At 70.9% G+C, this 18,609-nt stretch carries 14 protein-coding genes; 4 read left to right on the top strand and 10 right to left on the bottom strand.

The window, feature by feature from the left end; genetic code table 11:
* Positions 1-110: 110 nt before the first annotated feature.
* Entirely contained in the window at positions 111-1,541 is a 1,431-nt protein-coding gene (locus KVT45_RS23910; protein WP_217550679.1) for an LCP family protein, read from the bottom strand.
* A 249-nt stretch (positions 1,542-1,790) separates the two neighbouring features.
* On the opposite strand from KVT45_RS23910, the gene KVT45_RS23905 reads away from it, so the two are divergent.
* Positions 1,791-2,840, top strand: coding sequence for a glycosyltransferase family 2 protein (locus KVT45_RS23905; RefSeq protein WP_217550677.1), 1,050 nt, complete (start codon positions 1,791-1,793; stop codon positions 2,838-2,840).
* A 24-nt stretch (positions 2,841-2,864) separates the two neighbouring features.
* Here the strand turns inward: KVT45_RS23905 and KVT45_RS23900 are convergent, their stop codons facing one another.
* From KVT45_RS23900 to KVT45_RS23880, 5 genes are all read right to left on the bottom strand, one after another.
* A complete protein-coding gene (locus tag KVT45_RS23900) occupies positions 2,865-4,415 on the bottom strand; it encodes an LCP family protein (RefSeq protein WP_217550675.1) in 1,551 nt (516 codons plus the stop codon).
* A 259-nt stretch (positions 4,416-4,674) separates the two neighbouring features.
* The gene (locus KVT45_RS23895; RefSeq protein ID WP_254647276.1) at positions 4,675-6,375 is read right to left on the bottom strand and encodes an LCP family protein; all 1,701 of its coding nucleotides are present in this window, start codon (positions 6,373-6,375) and stop codon (positions 4,675-4,677) included.
* A gap of 197 nt (positions 6,376-6,572) precedes the next feature.
* A complete protein-coding gene (locus KVT45_RS23890) occupies positions 6,573-8,288 on the bottom strand; it encodes an LCP family protein (RefSeq protein ID WP_217550673.1) in 1,716 nt (571 codons plus the stop codon).
* A 243-nt stretch (positions 8,289-8,531) separates the two neighbouring features.
* The gene (locus KVT45_RS23885; RefSeq protein WP_308310847.1) at positions 8,532-9,671 is read right to left on the bottom strand and encodes an LCP family protein; all 1,140 of its coding nucleotides are present in this window, start codon (positions 9,669-9,671) and stop codon (positions 8,532-8,534) included.
* Between the two features lie 195 nt (positions 9,672-9,866).
* The gene (locus KVT45_RS23880; protein ID WP_217550671.1) at positions 9,867-10,622 is read right to left on the bottom strand and encodes a TIGR03089 family protein; all 756 of its coding nucleotides are present in this window, start codon (positions 10,620-10,622) and stop codon (positions 9,867-9,869) included.
* A gap of 129 nt (positions 10,623-10,751) precedes the next feature.
* Here KVT45_RS23880 and KVT45_RS23875 point away from each other — a divergent pair, with 129 nt between their 5' ends.
* Both KVT45_RS23875 and KVT45_RS23870 read left to right on the top strand, forming a co-directional pair.
* Positions 10,752-12,233, top strand: coding sequence for a peptidoglycan recognition protein (locus KVT45_RS23875; RefSeq protein WP_217550669.1), 1,482 nt, complete (start codon positions 10,752-10,754; stop codon positions 12,231-12,233).
* A 161-nt stretch (positions 12,234-12,394) separates the two neighbouring features.
* Positions 12,395-13,477, top strand: coding sequence for a sugar phosphate nucleotidyltransferase (locus tag KVT45_RS23870; RefSeq protein ID WP_217550667.1), 1,083 nt, complete (start codon positions 12,395-12,397; stop codon positions 13,475-13,477).
* Between the two features lie 191 nt (positions 13,478-13,668).
* Here the strand turns inward: KVT45_RS23870 and KVT45_RS23865 are convergent, their stop codons facing one another.
* The 4 genes from KVT45_RS23865 to KVT45_RS23850 all read right to left on the bottom strand — a co-directional run bounded on the left by KVT45_RS23865 (position 13,669) and on the right by KVT45_RS23850 (position 17,716).
* On the bottom strand, positions 13,669-14,679 hold the full coding sequence (locus KVT45_RS23865; protein ID WP_217550665.1) for a DNA-3-methyladenine glycosylase: 1,011 nt from the start codon (positions 14,677-14,679) through the stop codon (positions 13,669-13,671).
* Positions 14,680-14,830: 151 nt separating this feature from the next.
* Complete coding sequence (locus tag KVT45_RS23860; RefSeq protein WP_217550663.1) at positions 14,831-16,207, bottom strand: coenzyme F420-0:L-glutamate ligase; 1,377 nt, start codon at positions 16,205-16,207, stop codon at positions 14,831-14,833.
* Positions 16,204-17,163, bottom strand: coding sequence for a 2-phospho-L-lactate transferase (gene cofD, locus KVT45_RS23855; protein ID WP_217550661.1), 960 nt, complete (start codon positions 17,161-17,163; stop codon positions 16,204-16,206). The genes KVT45_RS23860 and cofD overlap by 4 nt, the downstream gene beginning before the upstream one ends.
* Positions 17,164-17,221: 58 nt before the next feature.
* Positions 17,222-17,716 (bottom strand): cysteine dioxygenase family protein, encoded by a 495-nt coding sequence (locus tag KVT45_RS23850; RefSeq protein ID WP_217550659.1) that lies wholly within the window; start codon positions 17,714-17,716, stop codon positions 17,222-17,224.
* Positions 17,717-18,340: 624 nt separating this feature from the next.
* Here KVT45_RS23850 and KVT45_RS23845 point away from each other — a divergent pair.
* Positions 18,341-18,604, top strand: a complete 264-nt coding sequence (locus KVT45_RS23845; protein WP_003975777.1) for a WhiB family transcriptional regulator — start codon at positions 18,341-18,343, stop codon at positions 18,602-18,604.
* Positions 18,605-18,609: the final 5 nt, after the last annotated feature.

The raw sequence follows: 18,609 nt of genomic DNA, 5'->3' as shown, positions 1-18,609 counted from the left end.
GTCGCGCAGTTCCCCGCGCCCCTGAGGGGGCGCCCTGCAGCGCCCCTTCTTTTAGGGGCGCGGGGAACTGCGCGAGCAACCCCCACGCACCCGCAGCCGAACCACGACCCTCAGCAGACCTTCTCATCCCCCCGGATGACGGAAGACTCCGCCTGCGGCGCCGGCGTCGGCGCAGCCGCCCGCACCGTCCGCACAGCCCCCCTGAAGTCCGCCCCGACGGTCACCCGCAGCACCGGCCCCAGCCCCGGCACGGCCCGCAGCACGCTGCCCGGCACGGACGCCGCCAGCGAGCGGGCCGAGCGGTCCCACCGTGGGTCGAAGGAGATCACCGTCCGCCTCACGTCGCGGCGGGCGGCGGTCACCGGCTGGTGGTTCGTCGCGAAGCCCGTCGCCGCCAGCGCCGCGTCCATCCGCCGCGCCAGCCCCGCCGTACCCGTGCCGTTCTCCACCTGGACCCGGATCGCCGCCGGCGCCACCTCCACTGTCACCGGCGCCGACCCCTGCGGCCCCTGCGGCTTCGGCGGAACAGAGGGCGAGGGCGACGGCGTGGGCGCGTGCGTGGGCGTCGGCGCCGCGAGCGGCTTGTCGTCGCGCAGGGACCGGAACAGCTGGTCGGCCCCGGCCCGGTCCCACTTCAGCGTCGAGCCGATGCCCTTCACCACGTACCCGAGCTGCCCGATGGGAACGGTCGTGAACTCGGACGAGGACGGCGAGAAGTTGCGCATCGCCCGGCCGAGGTCCAGCAGCTCGTCCGTGCCGAAGCCCGTGTCGGCCCGCACCGACCCCAGCACCGCCCGCGTCACGTCCCGGAACCGGATCGGATTGAGCAGCACCCCGTTCGACGTCGCCCGCTCGATCAGCGACGCCAGGAACCGCTGCTGCCGCTTCATCCGGCCCAGGTCGCTCGCCGCGTCGACATGCCGGGCGCGGACGTACTGCAGGGACTGGCCGCCGTTCAGGGTGTGCGTGCCGGGGGAGAGGTTCAGGCCGGTGTAGGAGTCCTTCAGGGGCTGGACGGTGCAGACCCGGACCCCGCCGAGCACGTCCACGGTCCGCATGAACGTGATGAAGTCGACCTCCAGATAGTGGTCGATCTTCAGGTGGGTCATGTCCTCGACGGTGCGGACGGTCAGCTGCGGGCCGCCCTCCGCGTAGGCCGCGTTCAGCTTGATGGGGTGCGCGGGGTGCGACCGGCCCGTCGTCTCGTCGACGTGCGACGGCACCTCGGCGTACGAGTCGCGCGGCAGGCTGACCACGGTCGCCCGCTCCCGGTCCGCCGAGATGTGCACGATCATGATCGTGTCGGTGCAGTGGCAGGGCGCCCCGCCCAGCCGGTACTTCCGCCGCTCGTGCTCGGTGATCTGGTCACGGCCGTCGGTGCCGACCAGCAGCACGTTCATGCCGTGGCCCGGGGCGGGACGGTTCTTCATGTCCTTGAAGGGGTCGACCCGGGCGATGTCCGCGTCGAGGCCGGCCATCACCGAGTGCCCGATACCGGCCGACGCCAGCACCACCACCGAGAGCGTGGTGACCGCCCGCATGGCCCAGCGCGGCCGCCGGGGCCTCCTGGGTCGTACCGGCGGCCGCGGGGCCTGACGGGTGGGCTGCGGTCGGCGCTGCGGCCGGGCGGGCCGGACGGGGGACCGGGGCGGGCTGGCGGACAAAGGACACCTCCGGACGAGGCCGTACGTGGGATCCGTGAGCACGGTAGGCCGATACGACCTTCAGCCCGCCCCACCGCCCATGCGGCGCGCACCGGTGTCCCCCGTTCGCGGTAACGTGAGCCCCCTATGAACGCCAAGCCCGACGTGCGGCACCCCGCAGTTTCTGTGATCATGCCCGTCCTCGACGAGGAGCGGCATCTGCGCGGGGCCGTCCAAGCGATCCTCGCGCAGGAGTACGCCGGCGAGCTGGAGGTCGTCATCGCCCTCGGTCCGTCCACGGACCGCACGGACGAGATCGCCGCCCAGCTCGTGGCGGAAACCGCATCATTCAAAAGCAAGCGTGTCCACACCGTCCCGAACCCGACCGGGCGCACCCCGGCCGCGCTGAACGCGGCGATCAAGGCCTCCCGGCACCCGATCGTGGTCCGTGTCGACGGCCACGGCATGCTCTCGCCGAACTACATCGCCACCGCGGTACGGCTCCTGGAGGAGACCGGCGCGATGAACGTCGGCGGCATCATGCACGCCGAGGGCGAGAACGACTGGGAGCACGCGGTCGCGGCGGCCATGACCTCGAAGATCGGCGTCGGGAACGCGGCCTTCCACACGGGCGGCGAGGCCGGCCCCGCCGAGACGGTCTACCTCGGTGTCTTCCGGCGCGAGGCGCTGGAGCAGCAGGGCGGCTACAACGAGGAGTTCATCCGCGCCCAGGACTGGGAGCTGAACTTCCGGATCCGGGAGGCCGGCGGGCTGATCTGGTTCTCGCCGGAGCTGAAGGTGTCGTACCGGCCGCGGCCCAGCATGAAGGCGCTCGCCAAGCAGTACAAGGACTACGGCCGTTGGCGGCACGTCGTCGCCCGCTACCACGAGGGCTCCATCAACCTGCGCTACCTCGCCCCGCCGACGGCGGTGTGCGCGATAGCCGCGGGGATCGTCGTGGGGGCACTGGTCACCCCGTTCGGGTTCGTCGTCCCCGGCGGCTACCTCGCGGCGATCGTCGCCGGGTCCCTCCCGGCCGGCAAGGGGCTGCCGCTCAGGGCGCGGCTCCAGATCCCGGTCGCCCTCGCCACCATGCACATGTCGTGGGGGTACGGCTTCCTGACCAGCCCCAAGGCCCTGGCGAAGCGGGTCATCGCGTCCCGCCGCCCGGCGGTGCTCAGCTCCACCGGCAGCTGAGCACCCCCGCGAGACCGGCCCGGGCTACCAGGTGTAGTCCGGGTCGACGTGCATGCACGCCTTGGTGTCCGAGGCGTTGAGGGCGCTCGCCGACGCCGGGGTGGTGTCATCGTCGTCGGCGGTGTACTCGGTGCCCGAGCGCCAGTCGGCGCCCACGACCACCGTGACCCCGTCGACGTCCGTGGACTTCTTCACCTGGCCGGACGGGATGCCCAGCACCTTGGCGACCCGCTGGGCGTCGCCCGCCAGGTCCGCGCTCGGGTAGCGCACCAGGGTCTGGTCCGCGCTCAGCAGCGCCGAGGTGTCGGCGGCCGCCTTCGTGAAGCCCTTGCCGACGAGCAGTTCGGTGACGGCGGCGGCCCTGCCGGTGACGGCGGACTCCGCGCTGCTCTTCGTGCCGTTCTGGACCTGTACGGCGATCTTGTCGTCGGCCGCCGCCTTGTCGGTGACCTTCGTCGTGGTCGTGGTCGTCTTCTTCTTGTCCTTGCCGTCCAGCGCGATGTCCTCGCGGACCAGCCGCCACAGCTTGGCCGCGTCGGTGGGCTTGGGCAGGACCCGGTTGCCGTCGGAGGAGTACACGAACGGCATCGTCGTCATGGTGATGCGCTCGGTGGGGACCTTCTTCAGCTCCTTGCTCAGGTCGTAGAGCTTGGTGACCGAGCCGAGGCCGGTGTCGACCGTGAGCGCCTTGGTGGCCGTCTCGGCGAGCCCCAGGAGCTTGTCGGGGTTGCTGAGGGTGGCGTTGGAACGCAGCTGGCGGACCATCGAGTTCATGTACATGTGCTGGGCCTTGGTCCGGGCTATGTCGCTGCCGTCCTCGAAGCCGTAGCGGGTGCGCAGCCACTGCAGGGCCTGCTTGCCCTTGACGGAGGTGGTGCCCTTCTTGAGCTTCAGGCCGGAGCCGTGGCCGGTGGAGGTGTGCGAGTAGATGTTGGCGTCCACACACACCGGCACCCCGCCGATCGCGTCCGCCATGGACACCACGCCCGAGAAGTCGACCATCATGAAGTGGTCGATGTGGATGTCGGTGAGCTTCTCCCAGGTGGCCACCGTGCAGCCGGGCCCGCCGCGTTCCAGGGAGGTGTTGGTCATCGTGTCGTCGGTGGCCGCGTACACCTTGCCGGTCTTGGCGTCGGTGCACTTCGGGATGGACACCAGGGTGTCGCGGGGCATGGACACCACCGACATGTTGGTGCGGTCGGCGGACACGTGCAGCAGCATCTGGACGTCGGCGCGGGCGGCGGTGCCGATGTCCTTGGCGCCGCCCAGCTTCTGGTTCTCGGCGGTGTCCCGGGCGTCGGAGCCGATCAGCAGGATGTTCAGCGGGGTCTGACCGGCCGCGTTCGCCTTGGACACGGTCGCGCGGTCCTTGGCGTCGGCGTTGTTGAGGTTCTCTTTCTTGATGTTGCCGTTGAGGTGCTCGTAGTACAGGTATCCGGCGGTGGCGGTGCCGGCCATGGCCAGCACCAGGACCGAGGCCGACCAGCGGACGATCCGGCGTCTGCGGCGCCTGCGGTCGCCGTCCGTGCCGCGTCTGTCCTGCCGGCCGCCACCGTCCTGGGGCGTGAGAGACATGGTGTCCTCCACCGCGGACACCACGTCGGACACCTCCCCCCGCACACTGCTGCGCACCACCTTGCCCGCCCTCCCGCTCACACCTGCCGCCACACCCGGAACTCCCGGGCACCTGAAGCACGGCGGCAGTGTCATGCAGCCGTTTAGGAGTTACCTGTGCTTACCTGTGCGGACCTGTGTGTGAAGAGACCGTGCCGCCTGTAATGACCCTGTACGTGACCGTGTACGTGGCCCGGTACGGGACCGGCGGCACGGCCCGCTACCAGCGGTAGGGCGCGTACACGTCCATGCACTGCTTGGTGTCCGAACCGTTGATCGCGTCGGCGTTGTCCGGCAGGTCACCGGCCTTCGGTGCGGACTGCTTCGGGTAGGCCGTCCCGTCCCGCCAGTCGGCGCCGACGACGAGCGTGACACCCGACACATTCGTGGTCTGCTGCACCTGGCTCGTGGGGATCCCCAGCGCCTTGGCGACCGCCTGGGCGTCGCCCTGCAGGTCCGCGCTCGGGTACTGGACCACCGTCTTCTCCACCGACTGCACGGCCGCCGAGGTGTCCGCCGCCGCCCTGGTGTAGCCCTTCGCGGCCAACTCCTGGGCGAGCGCCCGCGCCCGGCCGCCGACCGCGGCCTCGGTGGCGGTACCGGTGGCGTTCTGCACCAGCACGCCGAGGCTGCCGGCGGAGACGGACGGCTCCTTGGCGGGCACGGCGCTCGCCGTGGTCTTCTTCTTGCCCTCCGCGGCGCCGCCGTTCTTGTCGAACGCCACGTCGTCGCGGAGCATCTGCCACATCTTGTCGGCGTTGGCGCCGTCCGGCACCAGGTGGTCCTTGTTCTGCGGGTCCTGGACGTTCGGCATCGTGAGCGAGGTGATGCGGTCCGTCGGCACCGACTTGAGCTGCATGCCCAGGTCGTAGAGCTTCTTCGGGGTGCCGATCTCCTCGGAGACCGTCAGCGACTTGGTGGCAGCCTCGGCCAGGTCCATCAGCCTGCCGGTGTCGGTGAAGACGTTCTGCCCCTTCAGCGTCCGGATCATCGAGTTGAGGTACATGTGCTGGGCCTTGGCCCGCAGCGGGTCACTGCCCCAGGCGTGCCGGGTGCGCAGCCACTGCAGGGCCTTCTCACCCTTCACCTTGTGCGTGCCGGCCGTCATCTTCAGCCCGGAGCCGCCGGACACCGCGGCCGTCGGCCGGTCCCACACGTTCTGCTTCACACAGACGTCGACGCCGCCGATGGCGTCCGCCATGTTCACCACGCCCGCGAAGTCGATCGTGATCCAGTGGTCGATGTAGACCCCGGTGAGGTTCTCCCAGGTGGCCAGCGTGCAGCCGGCGCCGCCGCGGGCCAGCGACTCGTTGATGATGGTGTTGGTCGCCGGGTACACCTTGCCGGTGTCCGGGTCCGTGCACTTGGGGATGTCGACGCGGGTGTCCCGGGGGATGCTCACCATCGCCGCGCTCTTCCGGTCCGCCGACAGGTGGATCAGCATCTGTACGTCGCCGAGCGGCGGGCTGCCCCGGTCGTACTTGGCGCCGCCGAGCTTCACGTTCTCGTCGGAGTTACGGCTGTCGGAGCCGATCAGCAGGATGTTCAGCGGCGTCTGACCGGCCGCGTTGGCCGCGGTCTTCCGTGCCTTGGCGTCGCCGATGTCGCGCTCGCCCTTGTGGATGTTGCGGTTCAGGTGCTGGTAGTAGAGGTAACCGGCTCCGGCCGTACCGAGGACCACCACCGACAGCACGGTCGCCGACCAGCGCAGCACCCGCCTGCCGCGCCTGCCGCGCCCGCCCCGGCCGCCGTTCGGGCCGCCGGGCGAGTCACCGCCCGAGCCGCCCTTCGCGCCGCCCTTCGCGCCGCCTCTGCGCGGTCTGCCGCCGGGTCTGTCCGGCGCCGGGGATGCCTTCGGTGCGAGGGACATCGTGTCCTCGACCGCAGGCACCTCCTCCCCCCGCACATCGCTCTGCGTCAACTCCCTGCCCTCCCCTGCCCTGCGCTCTGCGCACACGGGCCCGCCGCCACGCCCCCCGTCGGACGCCACACGGACCACACGGGTCCGTCCCGCGCCCGGTTAGACGCGCGACGGACCCATAGGGTTACCTGTTTATTCGCGGTTACTTGTTCGCGGTCACTCGGTGGTCGTCCGGCGTAACTCTTCGTCGCGCCGCCCTACTTGGCGCAGGTCACCTTGTCCGCGGTCGTCTTGCTGTCCACGTCCGGCGCCTTTGTCGGAGTGGTGAGGGAGACTCCCGCCCCCTGGAAGTCCTTGCCCAGCGTCAGTGTGATCGCGGGCAGGCCCTGGGAGTTGATCACGCTCTTGCCCGGCTTCATCGCGGAGCCGGACAGCCCCATGAGGCTGGCCAGTTCGCGCGCCTGGGCGGCCTGGGCGGGGGCGTACTCCAGGGTGGTCTTGCTGAGTGCGGCGTCCGCGTTGCCGGCGTTCTCCGACTTGAGGACGCCCTCCTGGTTCTGCAGCCAGCTGAGGGTCTCCTGGGCGCTGCCGGCCGGAGCCCCGCCGTTGAGGATCCGCACCCGCACCTCGGAGGCCGCCGACTTGGAGCCCTCCAGGCGGGCGGCCGCCGCGTCCTTGCTGGCCTGGGCCTGCTTCTTCTTGACGGCCGTGAAGGAGACGTCGCCCTTGATCGCCTGGAAGACGGCGGGGGCCTTCGTCTCGTTGAGCACGACGGTCGCCTTCACCTTCTCCGCCGGGTTGTCCAGCACCGGGATGGTGGTGAAGGTCAGGTTCTTCGGGTTGAGCTTGCCGAGCTCCAGACCGAGGTCCTTCAGCTTGCCGATGCTGTCCAGCTGGGAGTCGACGGTGAGCGCCTTGGTGCCGACCTCGGCCAGCTTCAGCAGCTTGGTCGGGCTGGTGAGCGTCGAGTTGGAGCTGAGCTTGCGCATCAGGGCGCTGAGGAACTGCTGTTGGAGCTGGATCCGGCTCAGGTCGCCGCCGAAGCCGACCGAGTGCCGGGTGCGCACGAACGCCAGCGCGGTCTCGCCGGAGATGTTGTGGGTGCCCTTGGACAGCTTCAGGTGCGAGTCCGAGTCGTCGATGTCCTTGGCCAGGCACACCTCGACCCCGCCGACCGCGTCGGTCAGCGTCTTCACCGCGTTGAAGTCGGCCACCATGAAGTTGTCGGCCTGGATCCCGGTCAGCTCGGTCACCGTGCGCACGGTGCAGCTGGCGGTACGGCCGTCCTGTCCGAGGCTGGTGTTGAAGCGGACGTTCTCGGTGCCCGCGATGACCTTCTCCGTCCCGTCCGACTGCTGTGTCTGGCAGTCGGGCACATCGACGATGAGGTCACGCGGAATGCTCAGCGCGGTGGCGTTCGAGCGGTCCTTGGAGATGTGCAGCAGGATCGTGGTGTCGGCGTGCCCGACGCTGCCGGCGTCCCCGTAGCCCTCGTTGCCCGAGCCCGTCCGCTTGTCGGTGCCGATGATCAGCAGGTTGATCGCCTTGTCCTTGCTGAAACCACCGGTGCTCGCGCCGTCGTCGGAGACGGACGTGATGTTGTCGTTGAGGTGCTTGATGTACAGGTAGCCGGCGGCCGAGGCGGCGACCAGCACGAAGGCCATCGTCCCGCCGGTCCACAGCAGGATCTTCTTGGCCTTCGACTTCTTCTTCACCGGCTGCCGACGTGAGCGGCGCCCCGCCGGCGGCTCGGGCTCGCTGCGCCGCCTGCGCTGCCCCGGCACCTCCGGGCTCGCGGTCTCCCGCGCACCGCCCGGGGCGGCGCCCGGCGACACGGGTCTGCGCGGTCCGGGTACCGACGACTGCGGTGCGGAAGGCGTCAGTCGCAGTTCGTATTCGCCGGTGTTCGGATTGAGTACCCACTGGTCTGCGGGATCGATGTTGTCCGCCCGCCCACGGCCTTGCGCGTCCACGGTTGTCCGAATCCTCCGTCGGGGCCACGCGGCGCCTTCCCCCCACCAAGGCGCTCGGTCACGTTTCGCGGTGCACGACCCCAGGACGGATCTCGTGGCCGGGTGCACCGGAGCGCTCACACTATCCGCCCGGTTCAGCGTCGAGTGACGCCAGTGACAAATTCGTCCTCCCTACAACCGGGCAATCCATCTCATTTAACTGACAATGAGCGACGCGGAAGTTCGCCGCCTTGGCGTGATGCTTTACGTGCACCTGTCCTCGGCGGCGGTGTTACCGCGAAACGTGGGCTCCGTGGAGTTTCCGGAAGAAGGATCGTCCTTCTCGCCCGAGGCGTAGTCGGCGACCTTCACGGGTGCGTCGGCCCGCAGCAGCGCGAACAGCGCATCCGCCTTGGCCGCCTTGAGCTGGTCGCGATTGGAGTCGTACACATACGGCTCCCGCGGGACCGTGAGGAACTGCACATGCTCCGTGGGGATGTCCCGCAGCCCGCGCACCAGTTGGTACAAACCGCGCAGACTGGCCAGTTCGGGATCGGTGGTGAGGGCGGAGGTCGCCGCGTCCAGCAGCGGATAGAGCTTCGCCGGGTTCAGCAGTACGTCACTGCTCTGCACCTTGTTGACGAGCGCTCCCAGGAACTGCTGCTGCCGGTCCATCCGCCCGGTGTCACTGCCGTCCCCGAGCGACTTGCGGGCCCGTACGTACCCCAGCGCCTGCTCCCCGTCGAGCGTGACCCGCCCGGCGGGCAGCCGCAGCTTGGCGGCCTTGTCGTTGATGGGCTTCTTCAGGCACACCTGCACCCCGTCGATCGCGTCGACCATGTCCTTGAACCCACTGAAGTCGACGACCATGTAATGGTCGACGCGGATGTCCGTGAGCTTCTCCACGGTACGCACGGTGCAGGCCGAACCCCCCGCCTCGAAAGCCGAGTTGAACAGCGTGAACGAGGGTTCGCTGCGCCGCCCGTCGCCGCGCAGGCAGCCGGGTACGTGCACCATCAGGTCCCGGGGCAGCGAGACGGCGGTGGCACTGCGCCGGTCGCGGGCGAGATGCAGCAGGATCGTGGTGTCGGACCGCTGGGTGCCCGAATCCTTGCCGTAGCGACGGTTCCCGTCCCCGGCGCGGCTGTCCGACCCGATGAGGAGGATGTTCTGCGCGCCCCGCACCAACTCGGAGGGCCGCTCCCGCTCGTACCGGGCGAGCTCGGCGGCGGCCGCGTCGTCGGCGGTGATGTTGTGACTGAGCTTGGCGTAGAGGGCCCAGCCGCCGCCGACGGCCCCGACGAGTAGCACGCCGGCACCGAGGGCCACCCCCCGTATCCAGCGCCGCCGGCACCGCCGGGCAAGCCCGTGCCCGGTGGCGGATGCCCCTACGACGTCGGTCACTCCTCAACAGTGCCTGGGGTGGAGGGAGCAGGCGGAGATAACTACTCCACGCGGGTGAGCGATCCCATCAGGGGGCCGCCGGCTGCTCACGCGGGTGACTGATCCCACCTTCTCGGGGGCGCGGGGCTGTATCGATCTGCGGCTCCGCCGCGTGGGCGCGACCAGCCCCCACCGACCCGCAGCCGACGAACGACCTCACCGCGCCGAAGCAGTAACCCGCTCACTCTCGATCCGCTTGGCGATCCCTTCCTCCCCCAACTCCCCCAGATGCCGGCACAGCACCACCGACCCCCCGACCGCGAGCGGCGCGTACAACCCCGCGCTCAGCCCCTCCCACGTGTCGTACCCCAGCCCCGACAGCAACCGCGACCCGGGCCCGGTCAGATCCAGCCCCGCCGCGTCCCCGAGCGCCCGCTCCACGACCTCGGCCCCGCTCAGCTCCGCCCCCGCCACGATCAGCGCGGGCTCCTCCGGATCCACGGGCGAGAACGGCACGAACCGGTCGCCCTGACTCGGCACCTCGACGGCGTAGTCGACGAAACCCCCCGGCGTCTGCGGGAACCGCCCACCCAGCGGCCGTAGCGCGAGAGCGACCCGCTCGCCCCGGCACGCCCGGGCCGCCTCCAGCGAGTCCGGCCCGCTGACGACGACGTCCGCCACCGCCGGTTCCCCGGCCACGTCGGCGATCGCGCCCACCGACGAACAGGCCAGCACCCACACGGCCGTCTGCCAGTGCGCGGGCAGCAGCAGGGCAACCCGGTCACCCGGCCCCACACCGAGGTCGCCTTGCATCAGATTCGCCGTCTTGGCCACCCAATTGGCGAAGGTGGCCACGGACAATTCGACGCGCTCGCCCGTCGCGTCGTCGTAGAAGGTCACCAGGGGGCGTCCGGGATCCGCGGCGAGCGCGGAACGCAGCAGGTCGGCAGGGGTGCGATCGGTGGCGTTCACCCGCGCAAGGGTACGCCGCACCCGGTGCCCGCACCGGGCGGCGGGGCCACCGGTTCGGCGTAACCGGACCCGACGGACCGTCAATTCCCCAATGGGCATGTTTGTCTGACTGTGTTCAATATCGGGGGCATGCGTGGATACCTGACTTGCTCGATCGGCGTCACCTGCGCGGCGGCCCTCACCCTCCCGCCGGCCGTGCTCAACGTGCCGTCCGCGGCCGCCGCACCGGCGGACCGGGCCACGACGACGGCCCTCTCCGGCAGCACCCAGTCACTGCCCCTCGCTCCCCGCACCCGTGAGCGCGTCCTCGGCCGGGCCCCCGAACAGGGCGCGTACAGCGCCGACGTACGGCACTTCTCGCTCGTCGGCGTCGTCTGGGACAACCCCGGAACCGAACTGCGCGGCCGGGTCCAGGTGCGCACCCGGTCCGCCGCCACCGGCGACTGGTCGGGCTGGCAGGACGTCGACACGCACAACGCCGACCACGGCGCCGACCCGGACACGGCGGAGGCCGCCTCCGGCCGGGTGCACGGCGCCACCGCGCCCCTGTGGGTGGGCGACTCGGACGGAGTAGACGTACGCGTGCGCGCCGACGCCGACACTGACACCGACGCCGAGTCCGACACTGACGCCGGCGCCGACACTCACGTCGGCGACGACACTGAGCCCGACTCGGACACTCACGTCGGCGACGACACTCACGCAGACTCCGACACTGACGCCGGCGACGACTCCGCCCCGCGCGGCAGCGGTCCCGTGCCCGGCGCCGGACGCGACCTGCTCCCGGCGGGCCTGCGCCTCGAACTCGTCGACCCCGGCGAGGAGGCCCCGCCCCAGGGCCCGCCGGCCGACAGCCCCCGTAGCGACACCGCGGCCGACACGGCGGCCGCGGTCAACGCCGACCTCGTGTCCTTCGCCGCCACCGAGATCCCCGCGCTGAGCCGGGAGGACACCGAACGCGAACTCGGGCAGCTGAGCGGTGCCGACGCCCCGCTCGCGAAGCCGTACATCGGACCGCGCCCGAGGATCGTCACCCGCCGCGGCTGGGGCGCCGACGAGTCGTTGCGCGAGAAGGGGTTCGTCTACACGGGGAAGATCAAGGCGGCCTTCGTCCACCACACCGCCACCGGCAACGGCTACCGCTGCTCCGAGGCCCCGTCCGTCATCCGCAGTATCTACCGCTACCACGTCGTGAGCATGGGCTGGCGGGACATCGGCTACAACTTCCTCGTCGACAAGTGCGGAACCATCTACGAGGGCCGCGCCGGAGGAGTGGCGAAGGCCGTCAGAGGCGCCCACACCCTCGGGTTCAACAACCACAGCATGGGGATCGCGGTGATCGGTACATACGGCTCGCACAAGCCCTCCGCGGCCGCCGTGACCGCCGTCGCCAAGCTCACCGCGTGGAAGCTCGGGCTCTTCGGGGCCAATCCGAAGGGAAAGACATATCTGAAGTCCGGGGGTGGCAATCTCTACCCAAAGGGGAAGAACGTACGACTGAACGTGATCTCCGGCCACAGGGACGGGTACGCCACCGAATGCCCAGGCGCCAAGCTCTACGCCAAGCTCGGCTCGGCCCGGACCAGCTCCGCGCACCTGCAGGGACGCTGAGTACGGGGGCCGCGTTCACCGCCGTCGGGGGCAGTCGGGGGAAACCGCACACCCATGCCGCGTGGCACCGCGCGGCCGTCGAGGGCGCCGTCGCACGGTCTGCATACACTGGCCGGCCGACAAAGAGTTCGGCCGGTCCCGGCAGGAAGCAGAGACGACAGGTGACAGAAGCGATCCTCCTGGTCGGCGGCAAAGGCACCCGGCTGCGCCCGCTCACGGTCCACACGCCCAAGCCGATGGTCCCGGCGGCCGGCGTGCCGTTCCTGACGCACCAGCTGGCCAGAGCCAGAGCGGCGGGCGTGGAGCACATCGTCCTCGCGACGAGCTACCTGGCGGAGGTCTTCGAACCGTACTTCGGCGACGGCGCGGCGCTCGGCCTGCACATCGAGTACGTCACCGAGGAGGAACCCCTCGGCACCGGCGGCGCGATCCGCAACGTGGCCGCCCGGCTGCACTCGGGTCCCGACGACCCGGTCCTGGTCTTCAACGGCGACATCCTGACCGGGCTGGACATCGCTGCCCTGGTGGCCACGCACGAGTCGACGTCGGCGGACGTATCCCTCCACCTCACGCAGGTGACGGACCCGCGCGCCTACGGCCTCGTCCCCACCGACGGGACGGGCCGTGTCCTCGCCTTCCTGGAGAAGCCCCAGACCCCCGAGGAGATCGTCACCGACCAGATCAACGCCGGGGCGTACGTCTTCCGCCGCTCGGTCATCGACACGATCCCGGCGGGCCGCCCGGTGTCCGTGGAGCGTGAGACCTTCCCCGAACTGCTCGCGGCCGGCGCCCACCTCCAGGGCATGGTCGACTCCACGTACTGGCTGGACCTCGGCACGCCCGCGGCCTTCGTCCGCGGCTCGGCGGACCTCGTCCTGGGCCGTGCCCCTTCCCCCGCGGTCCCCGGCCGCTGCGGCGACCGCCTCGTCCTCCCCACGGCCCGGGTCGCGGCGGACGCGAAGCTGACGGGTGGCACGGTGGTGGGCGAGGGCGCGTTCGTGGCGGAGGGCGCGCGGGTCTTCGGCTCTACGATCCTTCCGGGCGCCGTGATCGAACCCGGCGCCGTCATCACCGACTCCCTGATCGGCAACCGTGCCCGCGTCGGCGAACGCTCGGTCCTCACGGGCACGGTGATCGGCGACGGCGCGGTCATCGGCGCCGACAACGAACTGCGGGAGGGCGCCAGAGTGTGGTGCGACGCGATGATCCCGGCGGGGGCGGTGCGGTTCTCTTCGGACCAGTAGGGGCGGTGGCGGTGGCGGCCTGACTGCGGGCGCGTGGGGACTGATCACACAGTTCCCCACGCCCCTGACGGGGCGCTACCCAGCTACATAGCTGCGGGCAGGCGTGCCGCAGGGCGGCACGGGTGGGCGCAGCGGCACCCTGCAAGCGCCGGTAAGCGTCCCCACCCCCACCCCCAGCCACCCGCACCCGCTCACAACCGGCCGATATCCCCTCGCGGCATCCGCGGCGCCCGCCTCGCCGGCGTATGCCCACTCAGCAGAATCAACCGAGCCGCCCGATGCCGCTGCCCCGCATAAGGCTCAAGCAGCCGCAGCATCACCTCGTCGTCGGCATGCCGGTCCCCGGCCAGCGCCCACCCCACGATCCCCGGCAGGTGCAGGTCCCCGACCGTCACCGCGTCCGCCGCCCCATGACTGCGCTGCACGGTCTCCGCCGACGTCCACGGCCCCACCCCCGGCACCACCTCCAGCCGCGCCTGCGCCGCTTCCGCCGTCATTCCCACGGCCTGCTCAAGCCGCGCAGCGACCCGTACCGCCCGCAGAATCGTCGAGGCCCGCTTGTCGTCGACCCCGGCCTTGTGCCACTCCCAGGAGGGAATCAGCGCCCAGGTACGAGGCGCCGGCATCACCCACATCGGCCGCTCACCCACCCCCGCGGGGCCCGGCGCCCGCTCCCCGAACCTCCGTACCAGCAACCGCCAGGCGCGGTAGGCCTCGTCGGTCGTGACCTTCTGCTCCAGGACCGACGGAACCAACGACTCCAGCACCAGCCCGGTCCGCGTCAGCCGCAACCCCGGGCGCCGATGCCGGGCCGCCGCCACCACCCGGTGCCGGGGCACGAACGCGGACGGGTCATCGGCGGACCCGAGCATCTCCGGCAGCTGCTCCAGCAGCCACTCGGCCCCCGGCCCCCAGGCCTCCCCGCGCACCTCACCGCCGTACACGGCGACCCGCAGCGTCCCGGGCCCGGCGGGCGTCAGACTGGCCCGCCACACGGACCCGTCCCGGGTGGCCCGGAACGTCGGATCCCCGGGCCCGCGCCGCAGCGGCCCCAGCACGAGCCCCAGATCAAGAACTCCGTCGGGCTTCCACAGCCGAACCCGCCCGGGTGCGACAGCCTGCCGAGGCATCCCGGCAGGCACGACAACCTGCCCACCCCGCACAGTCGCACGCGTGGGTTTCGGAGCAAACCGACCAGCCATCCAAAGAATCCTAGGCCTCAAGCGCCCCGTCTTTTTGGGGGCGCGGGGCTGTATCCGATATGCGGCTACCGCCGCGTGGGCGCGACCAGCCACACTCAACCCGCACTCGCTCACGAAACCGAACTCCCACGAACCGAAGGCGCAACGCAACTCACCGCACCTCGATAAAGTCCCCGACCTCCCTCGGCGCCCTCTCCCGCGGTTCCTCCGCGGCCTTCCCCACGGCAACCGCCCCCATCGGCTCCCACCCCGCTGGAAGCGCCAGCACATCCCGCACCACGTCCCGGCAGAACATCGTCGACGAGACCCACGCCGACCCCAGCTGCTCCGCGGCCAGCGCGACCAGGAAGTTCTGCACCGCGGCCCCCGCCGCGACCACGAACATCTCCCGCTCGGCAGCGTCGCGCCGCGGATCCCCGTACGTGTGCGACCCGTCCAGCACCAGGCAGGGCACGACCAGGTACGGCGCGTTCCGCAGCACATCGCCGCGCCGCACCCGCTTCGCGATGGACTCCTCCGACTTGCCGTCCCTCCTCAGGTCGGCGATCCACGCGTCCCGCATCGCGTCCAGCAGCCGGGCGCGGGCCTCCGCGGACTCCAGCAGCACGAACCGCCACGGCGTCGTGTGATGCGGCGCCGGCGCGGTCACGGCCGCGGCGACCGCCCGCCGTACCGCCCCGGGGTCGACGGGGTCGTCGGTGAAGGCCCGTACCGTCCGCCGCAGCGTCACCGCCTCCCGGACCGCCTCGGACGTCCCCAGCCGGAACATGTCACTGCCCGCGTCCCGGACCAGCGCCCGCGCGCCGTCCCCGTCGTCGTCGGCGTCCGCCACGACATGCGCGAGGCCCCGCACCACGGCGACCGGCATCCCCGTCGCCTTGCCCTTCACCAGGTCACCGGCGGCGGCCAGTTCGTCGGCCGTGGCGACGACCGTCGCGACCAGCGGATTGCCGTGCGCGTCCACGCCCCCGCGCAGATCGTCCAGCACCGCCACGCCGGCGGCGCCGATGGTGACGTCCGTGAGCCCCGCGCGCCAGGGCCGCCCGAAGGTGTCCGTGACGATCACCCCGACGTTGACGCCCAGCGCGTCCCGGAGGCCCGCGCGGACGGCACGGGCCGAGGCGTCGGGGTCCTCGGGCAGCAACAGCACGGTTCCGGCCGGGGTGTTGGACGCGTCGACGCCTGCCGCCGCCATGACCAGACCCTGCCGGTTCTCCACGATCCGCAGGGTTCCGCGCCGGGCCACCACCCGCACGGTCTCCGCGTCGATCGCCGCCTCCCGGTCGGCCGCCTCGACGATCCGTCCCTCGGCCTTGGAGACGATCTTGGAGGTGACGATCACCACGTCCCCGTCGGCCAGCCCCGGCTCGGCCGCGGCGATCAGCTTCGCCAGGTCGTCGCCCTGCTGGACCTCGGGGATCCCGGGCAGCGCCCACACCCGGTACGCGGGCACCGCGTCGGCCGCGTCGGCCGTGCCGGTCGTATCGGTCGTGGCGATCGCGTCGGCCGTGTCCGTCGTGTCGGTCATGCCCCGCGCACCTCCTCGGCCAGCGCCAGCGCCTCCCGGGCCATCTGCGCCGCCGCGTCCAGGTCGGTCATCATCAGCGGTACGGCCCGGCAGCGGATGCCGGCCGCCTCCACGCGCGCGACGCTGTCCGCGTCCACGGAGTCGACGAGCCAGCCGTCCAGCAGCCCGGAACCGTAGTGCTCGGCGACCGCCGCCGCCGTCGACTCCACGCCCACCGCCGCGAGCACCTTGTCGGCCATCCCGCGCACCGGCGCGTCCCCGACGATGGGGGAGAGGCCCACCACGGGCACCCCGGCGTCGGCGATCGCCTCCCGGATGCCGGGCACCGCGAGGATCGTGCCGACGGAGACCACCGGGTTGGACGGCGGGAAGAGGATCACGTCCGCTGCGGCGATGGCCTCCAGGACGCCGGGCGCCGGCTTGGACTGCTCGGCGCCGACCGGCACGACCGCGTGGGCGGGCACGGACGCCCGCAGCCGTACCCAGTACTCCTGGAAGTGCACCGCCTTGCGCTCGCCGTCGACCTCGACGGCCACATGGGTCTCGACCCGGTCGTCGGTCATCGGGATCAGCTTCACGCCCGGCTTCCAGCGGTCGCACAGCGCCTCGGTCACCGCGCTCAGCGGATAACCGGCGCCCAGCATCTGGGTGCGCACGATGTGCGTCGCGAAGTCCCGGTCACCGAGCCCGAACCAGTCCGGCCCCACCCCGTAGGCGGCGAGCTCCTCCTTGAGGTGGAAGGTCTCGTCGGTCCGCCCCCAGCCCTGCTCCTCGTTGATGCCGCCACCGAGCGTGTACATCACCGTGTCGAGGTCCGGGCAGACCTTCAGCCCGAAGAGGTGGATGTCGTCCCCGGTGTTGCCGATGACGGTCACGTCGGCGTCCGGCACGGCCTGCTTCAGACCGCGCAGGAACCGGGCACCGCCGATACCGCCTGCCAGAACCACAATGCGCATGCGCCAAGTCTTGCAGGCGGGTCCGACAACGCGGCACGCGTCCTCCCCGCGTGATGCGTCACGCGGTCACGGGGTGCGCCGCGCAGCTCGGTGTCGTGTGCATGGGCATCTCGGTCAGGCCCGGGTAGTAGACGTGCAGGCTCACCGCCGGCTCCAGCGCGTCGTTCACGACCTCGTGCACGTACCCCGGCGCGAACACCCGTTGTGCACCGGCGCTCAACGCGCGCGTGCCGCGCTCGGTGCGTTCGGTGAGCGCGCCCTCCAGGACGGTCAGCACGCCGGAGGAGCGGCCGTGGTCGTGCAGTCCGCTGCCCTGTCCGGGCACCCAGGACAGCAGCCACACCTCGTAGCCGGGGCCGGTGCGCAGCCGGTGGTACCAGCGGCTGGTCGCGTCGTACTCGACGAGGTGCTCCCACTGCGCGCGGTCGGCGGCGATCGCGCGGGCCAGGCCGACGAACTCGGCCACGGTGACCGGGTGCTCACGCGGAGGCTGCAGCAGGTGCTGGACTTCGAGGATGTCGCCGGCGATCTGGAGGTCGTTGTCGCTGTTCATGGGGGTGCGGTGGTTCCTCAGTGAAGAAGGTCAGCGGGGAACGAAAAGCGAAAACCGAGTCCGGGGGACTCGGTCTGCAGCTGGAGCGGGAGCGGTCGGATACGGCTACGGCTCAACAGCTGGAACAGCAACAGCTACAGCGAGCGCGGGCAGCACCGTGGGACCCGGCGGTGCGGGTCGAGGTGAGCGCCAAGTTCGCGAGCATGCCCACAAGCACATCGGTTCACACCTCCCGTGTCAACCCGACGCCCGGTATGTGGGACATGGTTCACCTCATCCGGTTCATCTCGCTGCCGAAAGGTTTGTTCAGTAAGCACCCGGGACACATGGCGCACAACCGGGCGCGCGAGCCACTTCGGAACGCGATCGAACATCTGGGCGTCCTTCTCCGTACAAGCTCTGTATGGGGTCGGAGGCCCGCGCGGGGCCTCGTCTGCATGTCAAGGTTTATGCCGATTTGAACACTTTCCGCACGGCCTTGGTTCCGCAGAGTGAATAACGGGCCCAATAGCAGATCTCGGCTTGACTCGCCCGGAGCAGCACACTTGTAATTTCACTCGTGTCGTTCAGCCGAAATCGGTAACGGCCACGCACGGGGACGTGAAAGACAGACGAGGGGCGCACATGACCGAGCTGGTGCAGCAACTGCTGGTCGACGACGCGGACGAGGAACTCGGCTGGCAGGAGCGCGCGCTGTGCGCCCAGACCGACCCCGAGTCCTTCTTCCCCGAGAAGGGCGGCTCCACCAGAGAGGCCAAGAAGGTCTGCCTCGCCTGTGAGGTGCGCTCCGAGTGCCTCGAGTACGCCCTGGCCAACGACGAGCGCTTCGGTATCTGGGGCGGACTCTCCGAGCGGGAGCGCCGCCGTCTCAAGAAGGCCGCCGTCTGAAACGG

This window comes from Streptomyces sp. GbtcB6, from assembly GCF_019091475.1.
In the GTDB taxonomy this organism is placed as follows: Bacteria; Actinomycetota; Actinomycetes; order Streptomycetales; family Streptomycetaceae; genus Streptomyces; species Streptomyces hyaluromycini.
Note: the sequence above shows the minus strand (reverse complement) of the source record. Positions and strands in the feature narration are given on the sequence as shown.